The sequence below is a fragment of the Rothia sp. HMSC069C01 genome (assembly GCF_001814655.1).
Lineage (GTDB): Bacteria > Actinomycetota > Actinomycetes > Actinomycetales > Micrococcaceae > Rothia > Rothia dentocariosa.
This window is the reverse complement of the sequence record NZ_KV817408.1, coordinates 138320-156758: the sequence shown is the minus strand read 5'-3', so window position 1 is coordinate 156758 and position 18439 is coordinate 138320. Positions and strand designations below refer to the sequence as shown.

The window sequence follows — 18439 nt, the reverse complement described above, 5'->3', positions numbered from 1 at the left end:
TCCATGTTCTCATATAATGAGGGATGGAGCATTCTCGTTAATGTCTTTGTCATAGAAGCTAGGTCTGCATCTCTGACCCTAAGATATAAATAGAGCAAAAGAGCTCTCTTTTTTCTAGCGTAACGGAACCTAATGTCCGATATATGTGCATATCAAAAACTCATAATGACAGGTCCTGAGAGTTTAAGAATATGACCTCTGACAAACACATTTATTAGCTTTATAATAATTTTTAGATATTCTTATAGTTTTTCATCTGCCTTTGCTTCATCATAGATTATGCTCATGGCGAGCATACACATACTAACCTTTCCAGAATTTGTATATTCCGGTTGTGCTTTCATATTGACAATACACTGCGGCATTGCCTAGCATGGTAGCCTTCCTTAACTAGTAAACACTGAGAAGATAGACCTATTCGCAAGTTTCCCCACTCAGAAAGAACAGCTCCACAAGGTACTTGACTCCCTCAGTGGCCATAATGTGGAATACTTACAAAATCTGGAATTAAGGCTTAACCTTCACGTATGATGAAGCCGCAAGTAAGTTCTTAGGGGATTACTGCCTCCACGTTCTAAAGGAGTTTGACGTGTCGCATGTACTATCACGCCGTACTGTATGTCTATCAGCTGGTCTTACAGCAGGTGCAACTTTCGTAGGTTGCGCTTCCAGCTCGCTGTCGTCCGATGAAGCACTATATAAGAATGACCAGCTATTACCCTCTGCACCAGGCGAGCCCTATACAGGTTCCGATGAACAGCCTATTCGTACACAAGAGCGTATGTTTATGGCGATGATGGATGCTGACGCCGAGTCTCTCCGTTCCACTCTCACTGAGGATGCTACACTCACCCACATCACAGGCCAGATCCAGACTCGCGATGAGTGGGTACAGTCGGTTGCCGACAAAACTATGTCCTACAGCAATATTGAGGTAGTATCTGCTCGCGTGGAACGAAGTGACAATGGAGCTCAGCTCGTAGCACGCACGCGCACGACCGCAAATATTAATGGGAGCGATGGAACCTGGAATCTCCAACTTGTATCGCAGATACACCCCGATGGTACGCACTTTACGAAGACTGTCGCCTCCCTATGGTCTTAAAACTCGACCGAACTATCCTAAAGATGCCCTTATGCAAGGAGGGCATCTTCTGCTTTAAGATCTCAAACAGGATGCCTACCTGCCGGACTCGAATCTTATAAAAACAAGATAAGCTGGAGTGAGCTTACCGCGTTATAGACGTTTCTAAAATGGTAATTTACTATTCTTTCCACAGAAAAGCTGTATATTCTGTGTTCTCATAATACCTAAGGAAATAATTTCCATGAATATCCTTATCGGTCTTATACCCGCACTATTCTGGGGCATTCTGCCGCTGTGCGTATCTAAAATCGGCGGTAAACCGACTCAGCAAATTATGGGTACCACGATGGGCGTGCTCCTCATGGGTATTGCCACTTCCCTGCTTTTCTTCCCGATTCGCCTTGACGCTTGGGCATTTTTTCTGTGCTTCCTCTCAGGGGCAAGCTGGGCGTTCGGGCAGATGAACCAATATCGCGCATTTACCCAGATCGGTGTTTCTCAAACCATGCCTTTATCAACTGGTATGCAGCTGGTAGGTACTTCGCTGATGGGCGTGGTGGCGTTCGGTGACTGGGGTACCGTTCAAGCTAAAGTAATTGGGGCCGTAGCTCTGGCTCTCATTATCATCGGTATTTGGATGACCACGAAGCAAGAGAATCCTGACCCACAGTCTGGCGGGAATATGCGGGCCGGTATTATCACACTCTTAATTTCTACCATCGGATATGTCGGATATTCATTCTTTCCCAACTACGTGAGTGTAGACGGGTGGTATAAATTCCTGCCCCAATCAGTGGGTATGGTGGTAGCAGCTATCACGATGTCTATGCTGACCCGTGACGGTACCCGCCCTTGGGATAAGAAGTCTTTACAGAACATTATCTGTGGCGTGATTTTCTCGGGTGCTGCGTTAGCCTACCTAGTGTCTATTGAGCCTCATCGCAACGGTGTTGCCAGCGGGTTTACACTCTCACAGATGAACGTTATTATCTCCACTCTGGGCAGTATCTTACTACTGGGAGAGAAGAAAACGCGGCTGGAGCTGCTGTATGTGTTAGGAGGACTCGCCCTCGTAGTTATTGGCGGCGTTCTTATTGGTACGCTTTAGCTGTACACGCCGCACATTCTCACCGTATATTCTCTAGATTTCGTGTGATTCGTACACGTCACGTTAGAATAATGAGAACTGTCTTTTCACCGATATGACTAACGCAGGAGAGCCCGTGTCCAAATTCATCGTCAAGCATTTTGACGAGCTGACCGCTCACGAGTTGCAGCAGATTCATATTATTCGTTCGCTGGTGTTCACAGTGGGTCAGCAATCAACTGATCAGGAGCCTGATGACGCTGATTTCGAATGCATCCATATGGTGAATGAGGACGATTCGGGAAAAGTGCTCGCGTATCTGCGTCTATTCGATCTTGAGAAGGTTCAGGATGCACGCCACCGCTACATTCCGGGCGCATGGACATTCGGTCGTGTGGCAGTTCACCCAGATGCACGTGGTACCGGCCTGGGACGTAAGCTTTTACACGCAGCCTTGGAATGGATCCGGAATAACACGGACGCAAAAGAAATCGTGATCGCCGCTCAAGCATATCTGAAAGATACCTACTACAGTCCTGAGGGGTTTGTTGAGCGCGGTGAGCACTACATGGAGTCTGGAATCGAGCATGTCGAGATGGTGCTCGATCTACAGCGCTAACCACCGTACCTGCAAAAACTCTTACTACGAGGCTGCAGGGTTTAAGGTTCGTGGTGCCCCTTTATCAAGAAGCCGGGATTGAGCATCTCGACATGGTACTAGAGATCGAGCGGTAGGCTCCATCAAGCTTTCTACTGCGTCCCTAGAACGCACGCACCGATAAGCCGATCAAGTTTACGAATATCGGTGCCTCGCCCAACTTTAATCTTGATGTGGCCTGCTCGGGTCCACAATTCAAGTTCAGCGTTAGTATCGAATAGACCCCGAGCGTTCTCCGATGACCACATGTTAATAGAGCTATAGGGCAGAGAATACATTTCTACTTTCTTACCCGATAGCCCCTGAGAGTCACGCACGATTAAACGCTTCGTCGTAAAAATTGCTGCGTCTCGAAAAGTCTTATACGCAATAATTGGTTCTTCCCCTGGCACCATCAGGTCAAGAGCATCTTGCGGAATGGAGCACTCGCCTATGAAAGTCCAAGCAGCAATAGAGTGTAATGATGATTCCAAAATATCTCCTATGACATGAGTGAGCTTATCAGTATCATACCGTAGCGTTCTCGCCGAAGTTCAATCTATGTCGTGAGCATCCAGAAGCAAGCGTAGAATATGGAAGAGAAGGACGCGCCTGTTGGCTTTTTGATAGCGCGCATGGATAGGAAAGAAGGCAAAACGATGGCATATCAGCCGACTCAGCTCAATGGCGAAACCGTATTCCGTAACGAGGTCTTCCAGACCGGTCTTATGTCTCAGTTGCTCGACGGTGTGTACGATGGCGAAATGACAATTGGTGAACTGTTGAGCCACGGTAACTTTGGGGTAGGAACTTTTAACGGTCTTGATGGGGAGATGGTGGTGCTCGACGGCGATTGTTACCAGGTGCGCCATGACGGCTCGGTTTCTATCCCCCAGCTTACTGATCGAACCCCATATGCAGTGGTCACAAACTTCGTACCCATGATCCGTCGTGAGCTTCCGCAAAACATGCTGCGCACCTCCACCTCACAGGTTCTCGATAATTTTACGGTGTCAAAGAACTACATGTACGCTATCAAGATTTATGGCGAGTTTGAGTGGGTTCGTACTCGTACCGTGGTCAAGCAGGAAAAGCCCTACCCGAAGATGGTGGATGCAACCGAGAATGAGGATATCGTTCAGTTCGATAATCTGACAGGAACGATTGTGGGTTTCCGTACCCCCATCTATGAGCAGGGCATTTCCGTTCCGGGGTGCCACGCCCACTTTATTGACGATGACCGTACTCATGGCGGACATGTAGTCGATTTCAAATTAAAGTCAGCAAACGTAGAAATCTGCCCCGGTACCGGTTTACAGCTGCATCTGCCGCTGACTCCCGAGTTCTCTTCCGCCAACCTCTCCCCCGAAGATTTGGCAGATCAGATCTCAAAGGCGGAAAAACACTAAACCTACCTACGGCGAGGGCGAGCCTCCGAATACTTTTTTGCGAGTATGCGGAGGCTTTTACCTGTTTCACAGCAGCAACAACAGGGCAGCATGCACCGTTCAAAGCGTACCGCTGAGGGGCAAGCTGTACATCATGCTCACCACAGACATGGAAAAGTGCCTTTATCTGAATAAAGGCACTTTTCCATGTCTGTGGTGAAACGGAATATTAAGAGGATCAGGCTCTCCTAAGCCTCCGGCACAAAGTCGCCGTGCCCGAGGTCACGCAAGGCGGTACGCACCGCATCCGCGTCAGCATCCAGTTCCTCGACAGTCACGTTAGCGAGCGCATTCGCTGGGTCATATTCCGCCATACTATCCGCTGGGAACAGATGAATATGCGTGTGTGGCACATCGAACCCGGCAATCATAAGCGCCACCCGGTCTTTATCGAAAGCTCGATCTAGAGCACCGGAAATCTTATGCGCTACTGCGAAAAGATGCGCCGCAAGCTCCGCCGGCAGCTCAGGCCAACGGTCAATCTCTTCACGCGGAACCACAAGCAGATGCCCGTGCGATGCCGGCTGAATATCCATAAACGCCACGCATTTCTCATCTTTCCAGACAAAACGGCCCGGAATCTCGCCGTCAATAATCTTGGTAAAAATACTGCTCACTCTATCCTCCAAAATCTAGAGCTTGACCGTGTCACCGGGGTTTAGATGCGAATATTCGGTACCGTACTTGTTGCTAAAGGTAGTAATCAAACCCTCGATAATTCCCGTACCATTCTCATTAATCATGCCATTGTGAATGGGGTACGCATGCCGTGCTCCCACCGCGATCACAAAATCGATAACTTCTTGAACCTTGCTCCAGGGCGCGTGCACCGGCACCAACACATGAGGAGCTTTCGCACCATGTGGCACCACGAGGGAATCACCGGGGTGGTACACAACACCGTTAATGAGGTATCCAATATTGGCGATCGTAGGGATCAGAGGGTGAATCAGCGCGTGCTGACCGCCAAAGGTCTGTACATCAAAACCGGGCACCGAAAATTCGCTATCTGCCGATACAACGGTGATGTGGGCTTTTGGCGCGGTATCAAGAATTTTCTCTGCGACAGCTCGCGGCGCCCAAATATGTAACTGTGGCTTTTCGGCGATCAAAGGCAGCACACGATCGGCATCGAAATGATCGGGATGCTCGTGTGTAATCAAGAGGTAGTCCGCGCCATCAAGCAGCTGAGCATGTTCTCCCTCAGGCGCGAAATTTCCGGGGTCAAACACTAGTACATGACCGTCGTGCTCCATCCGCACACTTGAATGGGTATATTTTGTCAGTTCCATGGTTCCAGTCTACTCGCCAGAATCGAGCCTGCTCTAGTGCTGTACCATGGCTAACTACAGGGTAATCTAGAATTTTCACCACGTGAGAGAATTAATAACTCGCACTTGATATGCAAAATTTTAGTGTAGAGTCATTAAAAAGGCTCACAAACCCGCATACTACTTGGGTGTGCCCCACCCGGAAGGTTATGTTTTGGATACTCATATTCCCGTCCGCAAGATCGTGAAACAGGCAGAGGCGCGCAACACCAAGCAGCGCCGCATTATCAAGGCCACGATGGCCGAACTGGGCGATTTTATTTCGGCGCAGGATTTGCACCTCACCCTAGCTAACCGTAAAGAACAGGTGTCTTTGGCGACGACCTATCGTGTGCTCCAGTCTCTCGCTAATTCGGGAGAACTGGATGTCGTGAAGGGTGTCGAAGGCGAGTCACTTTACCGTCATTGTCAAGGCGATACGCACCATCATCATCTTCTATGCCGCCGTTGCGGTAAGGCCGTGGAGCTTGAGGCACCCGCTATTGAGGATTGGGCTCTTGATATGGGGAAAAAATACGGGTTCTCGGAATTGGAGCATGTAGTTGAAGTTACCGGCTACTGCCCTGAATGCACTCTGGAACTCCGTGATGAAGAAAATCGGTTGACGGGGCACCAGTAAATAAGACCTGAATCCTGGTTCATCCCGCAGAGTATGCGCTACTCTTAAAGTCTGTTGCCCACAACTCAACCAAGAGTTGTGGGCAACAGACTTTAAGATTCTCTAGAAAGAGCCGCTACTAGACGCTCGCAGGGTGATGATGTGCATCCCCTTGTGTCTGACGGGCGATGCGACCCGATGCACTGTGCCGCCTCCTAATTCCACCAATAATGCGGCAAATAAGATAAATTACGAAGGATACACTGGTGACATAAGGACTGATCGGTAACGAACCAGCAAGCGCAAGCAAAATACCGCCCACAATAGCTAGTTCCGCAAAAATCACCGAGAGAATAAGCGCTTTAAGCGGGGATGCGGTTACCTGAAGTGCCGCGGCAGACGGAGTAATCAAGAGGGCCAGCACCAGTAGGGAGCCAACGACCTGAACCGAAAGCGCTACAGCGATACCCAGAACCACCATGAAAACCAAAGATAGGGTACGCATGGGAACACCTTTTGCCTGGGCCACTTCGGGGTCTAGTGAGGCGAAGCTCAGTGGCCGCCAGACGAGAGTCAGGATTGCGATAATTACGATGGCTCCAGCGATCATAGCGTTCAGCTGATCGCCGTCAACCGAAACAATCTGACCGGTTAAAAGCGAGAATTTATTGGCGCTCCTGCCCTGGTAGAGCGAGAGAAAGAGAATGCCTAAACCCAAGCCAAAGGGCATGAGGGCACCAATGACCGAGTTTGATTCGCTTTTCTTCACGCCCATCATGCCGATCAGCAAGGCGGAGATAATGGACCCAATCATTGACCCAGTAATGACATCGTACCCCAGCAGAAGTGCCAGCGCGGCACCTGCAAACGACATTTCAGATACACCGTGCACGGCGAAGGCATGATCGCGCATCATAACAAACATGCCGACGAAACCGCCGATAATACCGAGGATTGCACCCGCAAGAATAGAGTTCTGCAACAGCTGAACTAGTTCGCTGTATCGGTCGAAAACGAAAATCCGCGAGAGTAAATCGTTCTGTTGCTGGCTTGCCGCAAGCACCGGAGAGATTACTGTGGAAAGAATCATTGGGGTGTCCCTCCGCCCTTGTGCTCGGCGTGATATTTCGTAGTATTAGAAGAATCTTCTAGGGCACCCGCCGCGCTCGCGGTTTTGACCGGTTTGCCCGAGGATGCATCATGATCCGTCTCGACTGCAATTTCTCGAAGGTCCTGATGCGCACCATGAAGGTTCTGCTCCCCACCTACCACATGGCAATGGTCGCTGGCATGGGTCTCCCCTACTACAACGTAGCGACCGTTGGATTTCAGCACGTTGATGGGGGTGCCATAAAGATCGCTCAGGGTTTCGCTGTTCATGACCTCGGGTACAGTTCCTACGGTAAATCGCCCGTTGGCGAGATATAAGACGCGATCAACATGCTCAATGATGGGGTTAATCTCGTGAGTTACGAAGATAACAGAGCCACCCTGATCGCGGTTAAACCGATGAATCAGATCAGCAACCGCGTATTGATGGTTCAGGTCGAGAGAGAGAAGAGCTTCATCAGCAAGCAGCATTTGGGGGTTATTCGCGAGAGCTTGGGCTATGCGCAGTCGTTGCTGTTCGCCCCCTGAGAGCAGACCAACCGGAACATTGGCGTATTCTAAAGCGCCGACGGCCTCTAAGAGTTCATTGACTTTTGCACGATACTTTCTGCTGCCCAACCGGATTCCCCAGCGGTGGCCGTCGATGCCCAAGCCAACGAGGTCGCGGGCACGCATCGGGGTTGATGGGTCGATTGCTTTTTGCTGGGGAATGTAGCCTACGCCGGGGTTTCCGGCGCGGGCTGGCTTGCCCAGAACAGAGACTGTGCCGGTGTTCATCGCGGTGAGTCCGAGGGCTACTTTGAGGAATGTAGATTTTCCGGAACCGTTCGGCCCAAGGACCGCGAAATATTCTCCTTGAGCAATGGACAGGTTGAGGTCATTCCAAAGGGTACGGGTTCCAAAAGCGAGGTTACCCCCGCGTATTTCTATCGCGGGGGTGCCTGATGGTGTCGTATTTTTCACTTAGGAAAGTGCCTTTTCGAGATTTGAAACGTTAGTCTTCATCCACGATAGGTAATCGGTGTTTTCGGGGAGAGTTTCGGTAAAGGAAACGTGGGCAACCCCCGCATCTTTAGCCGTTTGAAGCACCTCTTTGGTCTGTGAGGTTTCGGTTTGCTCATTGTATGCCACCAGGGAGACCTGCTTCTCAGTCACCAAATCTTGGGTTTCCTTAAGCACAAGTGCCGGAACGTCTTTCTCAGCTTCGATTGATTCCGCGAACTCCTCAGGGGTTGCATTCTCGGCTCCCGTGGAGGCGATCAGGTAATCGGGCACGGGCTCAGTCGAAATATATTTCTTGCCTTTGCCGTCAATCTTCTTCGCTGAGGAGTCCAGAGTATCAAGTTCTGTGCCGAGTTTCTTAGCATTTTCGCGGTAAGAGTCTGCATGTGCGGAATCCAGCTGTGCCAAGTCTTCTGCTACTTCGGTGGCAACTTTCTTCATGGTGTCGAAGTCGTACCAGAGGTGTTCGTTAAACTCGTGGGCGTGTTTATGTTCTTCACCGTCTTCATGGTCATGATGACCGTCCTTGTGGTCTTCGGCGAGATGATCATATTCGCCGTCAGTTAGTTTCCCGCTCAGCTTGACAGCGTTGACAACCTTCTGTGAGCTATTGTCTTTGCCTGCCATATCTTCAAGGAACTGGTCGTAGCCGCCTCCATTGACGACAACAAGACCTGCGTCCTTCGTTTTAACACGGTCTGCTGCGGTTGCTTCATAGGAGTGAGGGTCAGTGCTAGTTGACGCAATAATAGGGGTAACGTCTACGTTGTCCCCTCCCACCTGCTTGACAATATCGGCATAAACGTCAGTGGTTGCAACAACTTTTACTTTCCCGCCGTCGTTGCCTGATGACCCGTTGGAACCCGAGTTAGCGGTTGAGCAGCCACTCACCATGAGAGATACTCCAGCCAATACCGTTATGGTGCTCATGAGTTTTTTCATGTTATTTCTTCTTTCGACTGCGGCGCGAATATTTTCCGAGCGAGTTTTACCAGGCTACGCAAGGTGAAAACGATTTTCAATTACGACGCGCCGGGTTTGCTAATGCATTACCACTAAAACACGCCATATACCGTATAAACAACTCTTTATTGTTCATCTTGGCTTATCCCTTCAGAGTGCGATGTGCCGGCTTTACGCCGCTTCGAGTCCTGTGTCGTATCACGAATTTCGCCCACAAGTTCTTCGATCACATCTTCCATAAAGACCACACCTAATAATGTGCCTGAAGTGTCTACGACCTGCGCCAGATGCGAGCGATTCTGCTGCATGGTGGCGAGCGCATCGTCAATTTCGGTCGTCGGTGTTAGAACGGTCAAAGACCGCAGTTTATACCAGGGAAAGGGCTGATCTGTGCGTTCAGGGGCTACGTCTAAGGCATCCTTGAGGTGCAGGTACCCCATATAGATTCCGGCTTCATCGTGGACAGGAAAACGAGAATATCCGGTGCGTGCTACGGCGTGTTCTACCTCTGCCGGAGTACATCCAAAGGGCAGTGTATGCACGTTATCCCGACTTACCATAATCTCAGAAACATGCTTCCCGCTAAATTCGAGAGCGCCGCCGATAACGCCGGCATCGTCCTCGACGGTGCCTTCTGCCGTGGATTGGGCAACGATAGACTGTAGCTCGCCTAGGGTAAAGGTAGAGGCGACCTCGTCTTTAATATCCACCCGCATCCAGCGTAAAAGCATGTTTGACATACCGTTGAGAAACGCCACGATGGGAGCAAAAACATGCGAAACCCGTACCAACGTAGGAACAATCCACAGGGCAATACCGCGCGCTGCTAGAGTAACCGCAGCATTTTTCGGCACCATTTCACCAAAAATAACGTGCAGATACGTCACCACGATAAGGGTAACGACGAAGGCAAGAATATTGACCGTGGCGTGCGGAAGACCAAGTAACTCTAAAGGTGCCCCCAGCAGATGGTGCAGAGCAGGTTCGGAAACGTTCAGAATCAGCAGAGAACAAATCGTAATACCCAACTGGCAGGTAGCCAACATTAGAGAAACGTGTTCCAGTGCGTAGAGCACCACTTTTGCGCGTTTATTTCCCCCATCCGCTAGGGGCTCTATTTGGGCTCGGCGGGTAGACATGATGGCAAATTCACCTGCGACAAAAAATGCATTGCCGATAAGCAAAATAACGAGGAGTGCTATAGCTATCCAGTCATTCATGAGCGCACCTGCCGATTCTGCAAAACCGCTGGCTGCGATACGAGCCCTTCCCCGATGCTGTCGGGAATAAAGCGGATGCGGTCTACCCGGCGCCCCTCAACATGGTCTACGCGCAGAATACCGCCAGGGATCGGTACCTGGTCACCCTGTTCAGGTATGCGCCCCAGCTGCTCCATCATAAAACCGCCCACGGTTTCGTAGGAAGGATGCTCGGCGATGACACCGGGGATAAATTCGTTAACCTCATTCGGGCGACGCAAGCCTGAGAACACCCAGTCGCCGTTACCAAAACGTAGAGGCCGTTCCGTTCGCCCTTGATCGTGCTCATCGGATACCTCGCCCACAATCTCTTCAACAAGGTCTTCAAGAGTCACAATTCCCGATGTTCCGCCGTATTCGTCGAGGACGACGGCAAGTTGTAATGCTCCTTCACGCAGCTGAGTAAGAAGCGCATCCACGTGCAGCGTTTCAGGAACCTGCAGCACGTCATCAGCCAATGCACCGGCTTCCAGGGTTTCACGCACATCGGTTGGAACCCCGACAGCTTTCTTCACATGGATAACGCCCACAATATTGTCATGATCTCCACGATAGAGAGGAAAACGCGAATGCCCGGTCGCACGGGCCTGCTCTATAACCTCTGTTACGGGCGCCGTATCTTCGAGCATCGTAACCCGCCCTCGCGGAGTCATCACCTCGGAAGCGGTAAGTTCAGCAAAACTAAGCGTGCGATCCACAAATCGAGCCGTATCTGAATCCAAGGTTCCCTGCTCCGCAGAGCGACGCACCATTGCCGAAAGCTCTTCGGGACTGCGGGCAGCAGAAAGTTCCTCCTGAGCCTCCATGCCGAAGAGACGAAGAATTCTATTGGCAGACCCGTTCATCACGACGACCGCAGGTTTCATGATGCGCGTAAATATAAGCTGCGCAGGCGCGACTTGCCGCGCCACCCGGTAGGGTTCAGCGATCGCAAGGCCTTTAGGCACCAGTTCACCGAGGAGCATCGATAACAGGGTGGCAATTCCCATAGCAAGCACAAGGGTCAGGGTGGAAGTTACAGCCCTAGGAAGACCCCACGAAGAGATAAATCCAGCGGTTAACGCATTAATGGAAGCGTCGAGTGTGTACCCCGTGAGCAGAGTCGTGATCGTAATGCCAATTTGGCAACTTGAAAGCTGTGTTGAGAGAGTACGTAAGCATTGAAGAACGGCGTTAGCGCGAGTATCACCTTTTTCCCGTTCTTGATACACGGTCGCGGTCTCAAGCGCCACAAGTGAGAATTCGACAGCTACGAAGAAACCGGTTCCTAGAATGAGTGCGATGCCGAGAGCAAGAAGTATAAAGTTCATGCGCTCACCGCGCACCCAACGTCATCAGGACGACGAGCGTCATAAAAGTGTAATATTCGACAGTCTGTATTGAGGTAACTGAAGGGGTCATCCATAGCCCATATTCTAGCGAATGTTTAAGGCAATTTTGCAGTGGTCGCTACGCTTTCCTTTAGATATCAATGTAAAACAGAGATGCATAAGCTCCCATGAGTACAATATCTCGCAGAACTTACCCACCCTCAAGGCATGTTTTGCCTTCCTACAAGCGTGTTCCCGTGAAGAACAGCTCACCGTATCCGCCGGGTTCAGCTGGAAAGTTCGGGTGAGTTCTCACTAAACTAGGTTATAGAGTATTTGATGCGTTGCAGCTCTTGCAGTCCGCAATGTGTGCGAGACTTGAAGAGGCACACACAAAGCCAACTTATACTCAGCGTGATGATTCGCCCCTCGAAGATGCGGGTCGTCTGTGCCGGATTTCTCCGGACGCGACGGATAAATTCACAGTCAAGGAAGAGGCGTTTACAGTGCCAAATCTGCCAGATCACCTGGTACCTGAGGAATTTGCCGGTAACGAATGGTTCGTCGAAGAACAATATGAACGTTATCAGCAAGACAAAAATCTCGTGGATCCTTCGTGGTGGCCCATTTTTAAGTCCATTGATAAGGCCCTTCAAGGAACTCCGGCGGCCTCCGCCCCGGTAACAGCTATCCAAAAAGCCGAGGCGATACCTTCTGCTCCAGCCGCTGCAGCATCTATTACTACTATTACTACCCCGGAGCCTCAGCCTGCCGCACCAATAAAGTCGGCAGCATCACCCGCTCCTAAAACCTCATCAAAGGCAGAAAACGTGGAACCTGTAGAAGATAAAATTGTGCCCCTACGCGGACCGGCTAAAGCCGTTGCCGCCAACATGGAAGACTCGCTCACCGTTCCAACCGCTACGACGGTGCGCGCGGTACCAGCTAAGCTGCTGATTGAAAACCGTTCTGCCATCAACGCTTATTTGGCTCGAACCCGCGGCGGCAAGATTTCTTTCACGCACATCATTGGGTACGCCGTTATTCGTGCGCTCGCTGCCATGCCTTCAATGAACGTCACCTACGGTCATGATGAAAAAGGCAAACCGATTGCTATTCACAATGCGAACGTGAACTTCGGTCTGGCTATCGATCTGCCCCGCCCTGATGGCTCCCGCAACCTCGTGGTTCCGAATATCAAGGGTGCACAGACCTTGAGCTTCTTGGAGTTCTGGCAGGCCTACGACGATATCGTCAAACGTGGTCGTGCAGGTCAGCTTGGGCTGGAAGATTTCCAGGGAACTACGGTTACTCTCACGAACCCTGGCGGTATCGGTACCGTACACTCTGTTCCTCGTCTTTCGAAAGGGCAGGCCGCAATTATCGGTGTGGGTGCTCTTGAATACCCTGCTGAGTTCCGTGGTGTGGCGGAGACGATGGTAGCCCAGCACGCTATTTCCAAGGTTATTACCCTTACGAGCACCTATGACCACCGCGTTATTCAAGGTGCTGGTTCCGGCGAATTCCTTAAGATAGTAGAGAGCTACCTCTTAGGCGCCGAAGGATTCTATGACGAAATCTTCCAGGCTATTCAAATTCCCTTCGAACCTGTTCGATGGAGCCAGGATAATCAGGTCAATCCTGATACTGAGGTTTCTAAGGTCGCCCGCATTCAGCAGCTTATCCACGCGTACCGCGTGCACGGTCACCTTATCGCCCGCACCAACCCAGTGGGCTACCAGCTACATTCAAACCCCGATTTGAATGTAGAAAGCTACGGTCTGACTCTGTGGGATCTGGATCGAGTATGGCCTACGGGAGGGTTTGGCGACAAAGAACAGCTTCCTTTGCGTACTATTCTGGCGCGTCTACGTGAGGCATATGCGGGTACTCTCGCGGTCGAGTACATGTACATGGAAGACCGTAAAGCCCGTGAATGGTTCCAAGAGAAGCTGGAGCATGGATACAGCAAGCCTAGCCGCGAACGTCTGATGCATGTTCTGGAGAAGCTTGTTGAGGCCGAGGCCTTTGAGACCTTCCTGCAGACCAAGTACCTGGGTCAGAAGCGTTTCTCACTCGAAGGCGGAGAGTCGCTCATTCCTCTGCTGGATGCGATCATCAACAAGGCGGCAGATAATGATATGCACGGGGTCGCCATCGGTATGGCGCATCGTGGCCGCCTCAATGTTCTGACCAACATCGCGGGTAAGTCTTACGCCCAGATTTTCCGTGAGTTCAGCGGTACTGCGGCACCATATGAAGGTGGTTCTGGCGATGTGAAATACCACCTTGGCACCGAGGGCACGTTCACCTCTACCTCAGGCAAGCAAACTCAGGTGTATTTGGCTGCTAATCCTTCACATTTGGAGGCTGTTAACACCGTTCTGGAAGGCATCGTGCGCGCCAAGCAGGATGTTCTTAACGACCAGGGTATCGAAGGTCATCCCATTCTGCCCATCTTGATTCATGGTGACGCCGCGTTTGCCGCACAGGGTATCGTCATGGAAACCTTGCAGATGGCTAATCTACGTGGCTACACTACCGGCGGTACCGTACACATCGTGGTGAATAACCAGATCGGCTTCACGACATCTCCGAAGGATGGCCGTACCGCCACCAACGCAACCGATATTGCTCGGATGACCAAGGCGCCTGTCTTCCACGTAAATGCCGACGACCCCGAGGCCGTAGTTCGGGCAGGTCGTCTCGCATTCGAGTATCGCGAGCGCTTTGGCCGCGATGCCGTAATTGATTTGCTCTGCTACCGTCGCCGTGGTCACAACGAGGCTGATGACCCGTCGATGACTCAGCCGAAGATGTACCAGGTGATTGATAATATGCCTTCGACCCGTACCAAATATGCAGAGGCTCTGGTGGGTCGCGGCGATATCACCCAGGAAGAAGCGGATGAGGCATTGAGTGCATACCACTCGAAGCTGGATGCGATCTTCAGTGAGACCCAGGCGGCCGTACCCGCTCCTGAGGCGCCCAATGTCGCTGGGCTTGAGCTGCCGGCCTCTCAGCAGAGCACCGAAATTGTTCATGGCGGTAACACCGCGATCTCTCGCGATACCTTCGAGCACATCGCAAAAGCATTCGGCGAAGTTCCCGAGGGCTTCACGGTTCACAAGAAGCTCAAGAAACTGTGTGAACAGCGTGTTGAGATGGGCACAAACGGCAAGGTCAATTGGGGCATGGGCGAGCTTCTGGCCTTTGGCTCTCTGCTCATGGAAGGCACCGATGTGCGTATGAGCGGCCAAGACGTTCAACGCGGTACCTTCGTGCAGCGTCACGCGGTGCTGCATGATCATCTCACCGATGACGAATGGTCACCGCTGCAGCATCTCTCGGATCATCAGGGCAAGCTACGTATCTACAATTCACTTCTGTCTGAGTACGGTGTCATAGGCTTCGAGTATGGATACTCGGTTGAACGTCCCGATTCGATGGTGGTGTGGGAGGCCCAGTTCGGTGACTTTGCGAACGGTGCCCAGACGATTATCGACGAGTTCGTGTCATCGTCTGAACAGAAGTGGGGTCAGCGTTCTTCGCTGGTTCTTCTGCTCCCCCACGGTTATGAGGGGCAGGGCCCGGACCACTCATCAGCACGTATAGAGCGGTACTTGCAGTTGTGCGCTGAAAACAATATGACGGTTGCTGTGCCTTCTACCCCGGCATCGTATTTCCACCTGTTGCGTCGTCACGCACAGCACCGCCCGTATAAGCCGCTTGTGGTTATTAGCCCTAAACAGCTCTTGCGTTTGAAGGCTGCCTCATCCTCAATTGAGGACTTCACGGAGGGATCGTTCCAGCCCGTTATTGGTGATCGTTCCGGTGTTACTCCGGCTCAAGTTGAGCGTGTAGTCTTTGTCTCTGGTCGTCTCTACTACGATCTTGAGGCTGAGCGTGCAAAGCGCGGTGATACGAAAACCGCTATCGTCTCCGTTGAGCAGCTTTACCCCCTGCCCGAGGCAGAGGTCAAGGCACAGCTGGATTTGTACTCGAACGCCACCGATATTGTATGGGCACAGGATGAGCCCGCTAACCAGGGTCAGTGGCCGTTTATGGCTTTGAACCTGCTGCCACTTATTGACTACCGGATGCGTTTGGTGTCCCGCCCTGCGTCGGCATCTCCCGCAGCAGGTACGGGTAAACGCCATGCCGCTGAAGCTGAGGCACTGATGAAGCAGGTCTTCGAAGGCTAAATTCTTTGTGGGGTAAAGCCCCATCACAACCGTAGCTTCACAGCGAGTTTTATAACTCGTGCGATTGTGGAAGACTGTAGTGATGGGGCTTTTCCTATGCCTCAAGTGGATTTTTCATCACGATTGGATCAAAAATTTTCGAGGAGTTCGAAAACATAACTCGAACACCTTATGCTTAAACAAAAGGACAGAGCGTTTACGTACTGCAGACGCAAGATATCAACGGAAGAAAGAACCCCGTGGAGCAACGCAATATTCGACTTGTAGCGGTTGGAGACGACCTGCTCGCCGGTGTCGGTGACCCCCGCACCCTAGGTTGGTTTGGTCGCGTGATGGCACGTACCCCGCAAACTAGTGCATCCATTTCAGCCTATAATCTCGCAGCCCCGAATGAAGGAAGCGAGCAGTTGAGTACTCGATGGTTTGATGAGGCACGCCGCAGGTTCCTTCCCGGTGCCGATAATCGTTTGGTCATAGCTCCCTCAACTTTTGACATTGATTTGGGACTCACTAGTGCACGTTCACGCTTGAATCTTGCCAATATGGTAGACATGGCGTCTCAGAACAGCATCCGTGTACTTGTGGTGGGCCCTCCCCCAACTCTCGACCCGGAGCGTAACCGTCGCATCGCTGATCTTTCGGCGGCTTATGCAGATGTAGTAACCCGTCGTAATCACGTGTATGTCGATACATTCAACCCTCTTTTGCACCACGAACAATGGCGTAATGATCTGGCCGCTAATGATGGGCGTCCGGGGCAGTCTGGATACGGTCTCATGGCGTGGCTTGTGCTCCACCGCGGTTGGTACAGCTGGCTTAACCTTCCCGAGCAGTAAGATCTTACGCAGACAGAGTATCTAGATCTCCATATTTTTCGCATCAGCCTGTTGGTAAGATGCATTCAAGCCGTTTCTATGAAAAAATAGACGGCGTTGCCCTATGCGTTTAAGCCTGTGCTAAGACTCGGGGCGGTTAGTTTAGAGCCTTGCTGGCTTTCTTTGAGCAGAGGTTCACAATTCTGAAGGAGGCTCCTATGAGCAAGCGCGGTCGTAAGCGCAAGGACCGTCGTAAGGGCGGCGCAAACCACGGTAAGCGCCCCAACGCATAAGGTATCTTGCTATACGTAAGCCCCGGTGGTCTTTCACCGGGGTTTTGCTTTATCGAATTATCTGGCCTTTCAGCTAATGATCGTACTGCGGATACCGGGAATAATTCATTCGAGCGAGCCGTTACATTCCCCGAAGCCTCACACGAAGGTATGCTGTACACAGGCCCCCAAAAGTCATTACACGACAGAAAAGAGCACCTATGAGCGAGTCCAACGCCGCAGAAGCGACGGCGACTCTCACACCTCGTGAATTACGTGAGCGCTTCACTGCAGATGCCATGCAATACGTCGATCAGCTTTATGCCGCTGCCTTACGCATGAGCAGGAATTCGGCAGACGCCGAAGACCTCGTTCAAGAGACGTATACGAAAGCCTTTGCCTCTTTTCACCAGTACAGGCAAGGTACCAATCTCAAGGCGTGGCTGTACCGTATTCTGACCAATACATACATTAATCTGTACCGTAAACGCCAGCGAGAGCCACAGCAGGCACATACGGAATCCGTCGAAGACTGGCAGTTAGCCCAAGCGGGCGCTCATGATGCTTCAGGGCTACGCTCAGCCGAGATGGAGGCTCTGGATGCGCTCCCGGACACCGAAGTACGGCAGGCTCTCGCTTCACTCACCGAAGACTTCCGCATGGTGGTGTACTACTCCGACGTCGAGGGGTTCTCATATAAAGAGATCGCCGAGATTATGGATATTCCATTAGGAACGGTCATGTCGCGGCTGCACCGCGGACGCCGCATTCTGCGCGAAAAATTACTGGATTATGCTCGCGAGAATGGTTTACGCCCTTCGACTATCGCAAAGGTCGAAGCAAAAGCGGCGAAGAAGAAATAGACTCAGTTTTATAAACTCGGAAGAAAGGAGTCTGCTATGGAAGAACAAACACCCGAGAATAGCACGGCACTTACCGAAGATTGTGGCGGCAACCCCTGTTCCACAACACTCAAAAACCTTTATGAATATCTTGATGGTGCTCTCACCGCTGAGGAAATACAAGAAATTCAGAGGCATCTTGATGCTTGCTCGCATTGCGCCGAAGCGAAGGATCTTGAGGTCCTTTTGCGTGCGAAGATCAAATCTTCGTGTGACGAGCAAGCACCTGAATCCCTCAAAGCCAGGCTTTTGGAACATATTGATGAATTTTGTTCGGCGAGCGCCTAAGCCTTCACCGCCTTTGGTCTAAGTTCGCGGCATACTACGGCGGGGAGAAAACTCGACTACCGGGTTTCTCCTCGCTATTCTTCTATAAACCCGCATAATATTGTGTGTTCACCGCGAAAAATGAT

At 51.4% G+C, this 18439-nt stretch carries 18 protein-coding genes; 10 read left to right on the top strand and 8 right to left on the bottom strand.

Going from position 1 to position 18439, the window contains the following annotated elements:
• Positions 1–589: 589 nt before the first annotated feature.
• From HMPREF2981_RS07490 to HMPREF2981_RS07480, 3 genes are all read left to right on the top strand, one after another.
• Positions 590–1105, top strand: a complete 516-nt coding sequence (locus HMPREF2981_RS07490; protein WP_048779053.1) for a nuclear transport factor 2 family protein — start codon at positions 590–592, stop codon at positions 1103–1105.
• Positions 1106–1328: 223 nt separating this feature from the next.
• Positions 1329–2195, top strand: coding sequence for a GRP family sugar transporter (locus HMPREF2981_RS07485; RefSeq protein WP_070662048.1), 867 nt, complete (start codon positions 1329–1331; stop codon positions 2193–2195).
• 115 nt (positions 2196–2310) lie between these two features.
• Positions 2311–2793 carry a GNAT family N-acetyltransferase gene (locus tag HMPREF2981_RS07480; RefSeq protein WP_246825385.1) on the top strand — a complete coding sequence of 161 codons (483 nt, stop codon included), beginning with the start codon at positions 2311–2313 and terminating at the stop codon, positions 2791–2793.
• 131 nt (positions 2794–2924) lie between these two features.
• Here HMPREF2981_RS07480 and HMPREF2981_RS07475 read toward each other — a convergent pair whose 3' ends face one another.
• Positions 2925–3305, bottom strand: a complete 381-nt coding sequence (locus HMPREF2981_RS07475) for a PH domain-containing protein (protein WP_070662040.1) — start codon at positions 3303–3305, stop codon at positions 2925–2927.
• 99 nt (positions 3306–3404) lie between these two features.
• On the opposite strand from HMPREF2981_RS07475, the gene budA reads away from it, so the two are divergent.
• Entirely contained in the window at positions 3405–4220 is an 816-nt protein-coding gene (gene budA / locus HMPREF2981_RS07470) for an acetolactate decarboxylase (protein WP_246825384.1), read from the top strand.
• Positions 4221–4447: 227 nt separating this feature from the next.
• Here budA and HMPREF2981_RS07465 read toward each other — a convergent pair whose 3' ends face one another.
• Together HMPREF2981_RS07465 and HMPREF2981_RS07460 are read right to left on the bottom strand one after the other, a co-directional pair.
• Positions 4448–4876, bottom strand: coding sequence for an HIT family protein (locus HMPREF2981_RS07465; protein ID WP_070662037.1), 429 nt, complete (start codon positions 4874–4876; stop codon positions 4448–4450).
• A gap of 15 nt (positions 4877–4891) precedes the next feature.
• Positions 4892–5551 (bottom strand): MBL fold metallo-hydrolase, encoded by a 660-nt coding sequence (locus HMPREF2981_RS07460; RefSeq protein ID WP_070662034.1) that lies wholly within the window; start codon positions 5549–5551, stop codon positions 4892–4894.
• 193 nt (positions 5552–5744) lie between these two features.
• Between HMPREF2981_RS07460 and HMPREF2981_RS07455 the strand changes: the two genes are divergently transcribed.
• The gene (locus HMPREF2981_RS07455; RefSeq protein ID WP_070662032.1) at positions 5745–6209 is read left to right on the top strand and encodes a Fur family transcriptional regulator; all 465 of its coding nucleotides are present in this window, start codon (positions 5745–5747) and stop codon (positions 6207–6209) included.
• A gap of 118 nt (positions 6210–6327) precedes the next feature.
• Here HMPREF2981_RS07455 and HMPREF2981_RS07450 read toward each other — a convergent pair whose 3' ends face one another.
• From HMPREF2981_RS07450 to HMPREF2981_RS07430, 5 genes are all read right to left on the bottom strand, one after another.
• Positions 6328–7278 carry a metal ABC transporter permease gene (locus tag HMPREF2981_RS07450; protein ID WP_070662029.1) on the bottom strand — a complete coding sequence of 317 codons (951 nt, stop codon included), beginning with the start codon at positions 7276–7278 and terminating at the stop codon, positions 6328–6330.
• Complete coding sequence (locus HMPREF2981_RS07445; protein ID WP_070662025.1) at positions 7275–8261, bottom strand: metal ABC transporter ATP-binding protein; 987 nt, start codon at positions 8259–8261, stop codon at positions 7275–7277. The genes HMPREF2981_RS07450 and HMPREF2981_RS07445 overlap by 4 nt, the downstream gene beginning before the upstream one ends.
• Complete coding sequence (locus tag HMPREF2981_RS07440) at positions 8262–9230, bottom strand: metal ABC transporter solute-binding protein, Zn/Mn family (RefSeq protein ID WP_238382283.1); 969 nt, start codon at positions 9228–9230, stop codon at positions 8262–8264.
• Between the two features lie 158 nt (positions 9231–9388).
• Positions 9389–10483 (bottom strand): hemolysin family protein, encoded by a 1095-nt coding sequence (locus HMPREF2981_RS07435; RefSeq protein WP_070662018.1) that lies wholly within the window; start codon positions 10481–10483, stop codon positions 9389–9391.
• The gene (locus HMPREF2981_RS07430) at positions 10480–11832 is read right to left on the bottom strand and encodes a hemolysin family protein (protein WP_070662828.1); all 1353 of its coding nucleotides are present in this window, start codon (positions 11830–11832) and stop codon (positions 10480–10482) included. The genes HMPREF2981_RS07435 and HMPREF2981_RS07430 overlap by 4 nt, the downstream gene beginning before the upstream one ends.
• 365 nt (positions 11833–12197) lie before the next feature.
• Between HMPREF2981_RS07430 and HMPREF2981_RS07425 the strand changes: the two genes are divergently transcribed.
• The 5 genes from HMPREF2981_RS07425 (at position 12198) to rsrA (ending at position 18314) form a co-directional block, all read left to right on the top strand.
• A complete protein-coding gene (locus HMPREF2981_RS07425; protein ID WP_070662015.1) occupies positions 12198–16037 on the top strand; it encodes a multifunctional oxoglutarate decarboxylase/oxoglutarate dehydrogenase thiamine pyrophosphate-binding subunit/dihydrolipoyllysine-residue succinyltransferase subunit in 3840 nt (1279 codons plus the stop codon).
• Positions 16038–16276: 239 nt separating this feature from the next.
• Positions 16277–16873: a GDSL-type esterase/lipase family protein gene (locus HMPREF2981_RS07420; RefSeq protein WP_013397390.1), complete on the top strand. Its 597-nt coding sequence runs from the start codon at positions 16277–16279 to the stop codon at positions 16871–16873.
• A 197-nt stretch (positions 16874–17070) separates the two neighbouring features.
• The gene (locus HMPREF2981_RS11280; protein WP_095343185.1) at positions 17071–17145 is read left to right on the top strand and encodes a 50S ribosomal protein bL37; all 75 of its coding nucleotides are present in this window, start codon (positions 17071–17073) and stop codon (positions 17143–17145) included.
• 200 nt (positions 17146–17345) lie between these two features.
• Complete coding sequence (locus HMPREF2981_RS07415; protein ID WP_004005002.1) at positions 17346–17987, top strand: sigma-70 family RNA polymerase sigma factor; 642 nt, start codon at positions 17346–17348, stop codon at positions 17985–17987.
• Between the two features lie 36 nt (positions 17988–18023).
• Positions 18024–18314 carry a mycothiol system anti-sigma-R factor gene (rsrA, locus tag HMPREF2981_RS07410; RefSeq protein ID WP_070620891.1) on the top strand — a complete coding sequence of 97 codons (291 nt, stop codon included), beginning with the start codon at positions 18024–18026 and terminating at the stop codon, positions 18312–18314.
• Positions 18315–18439 lie beyond the last annotated feature (125 nt).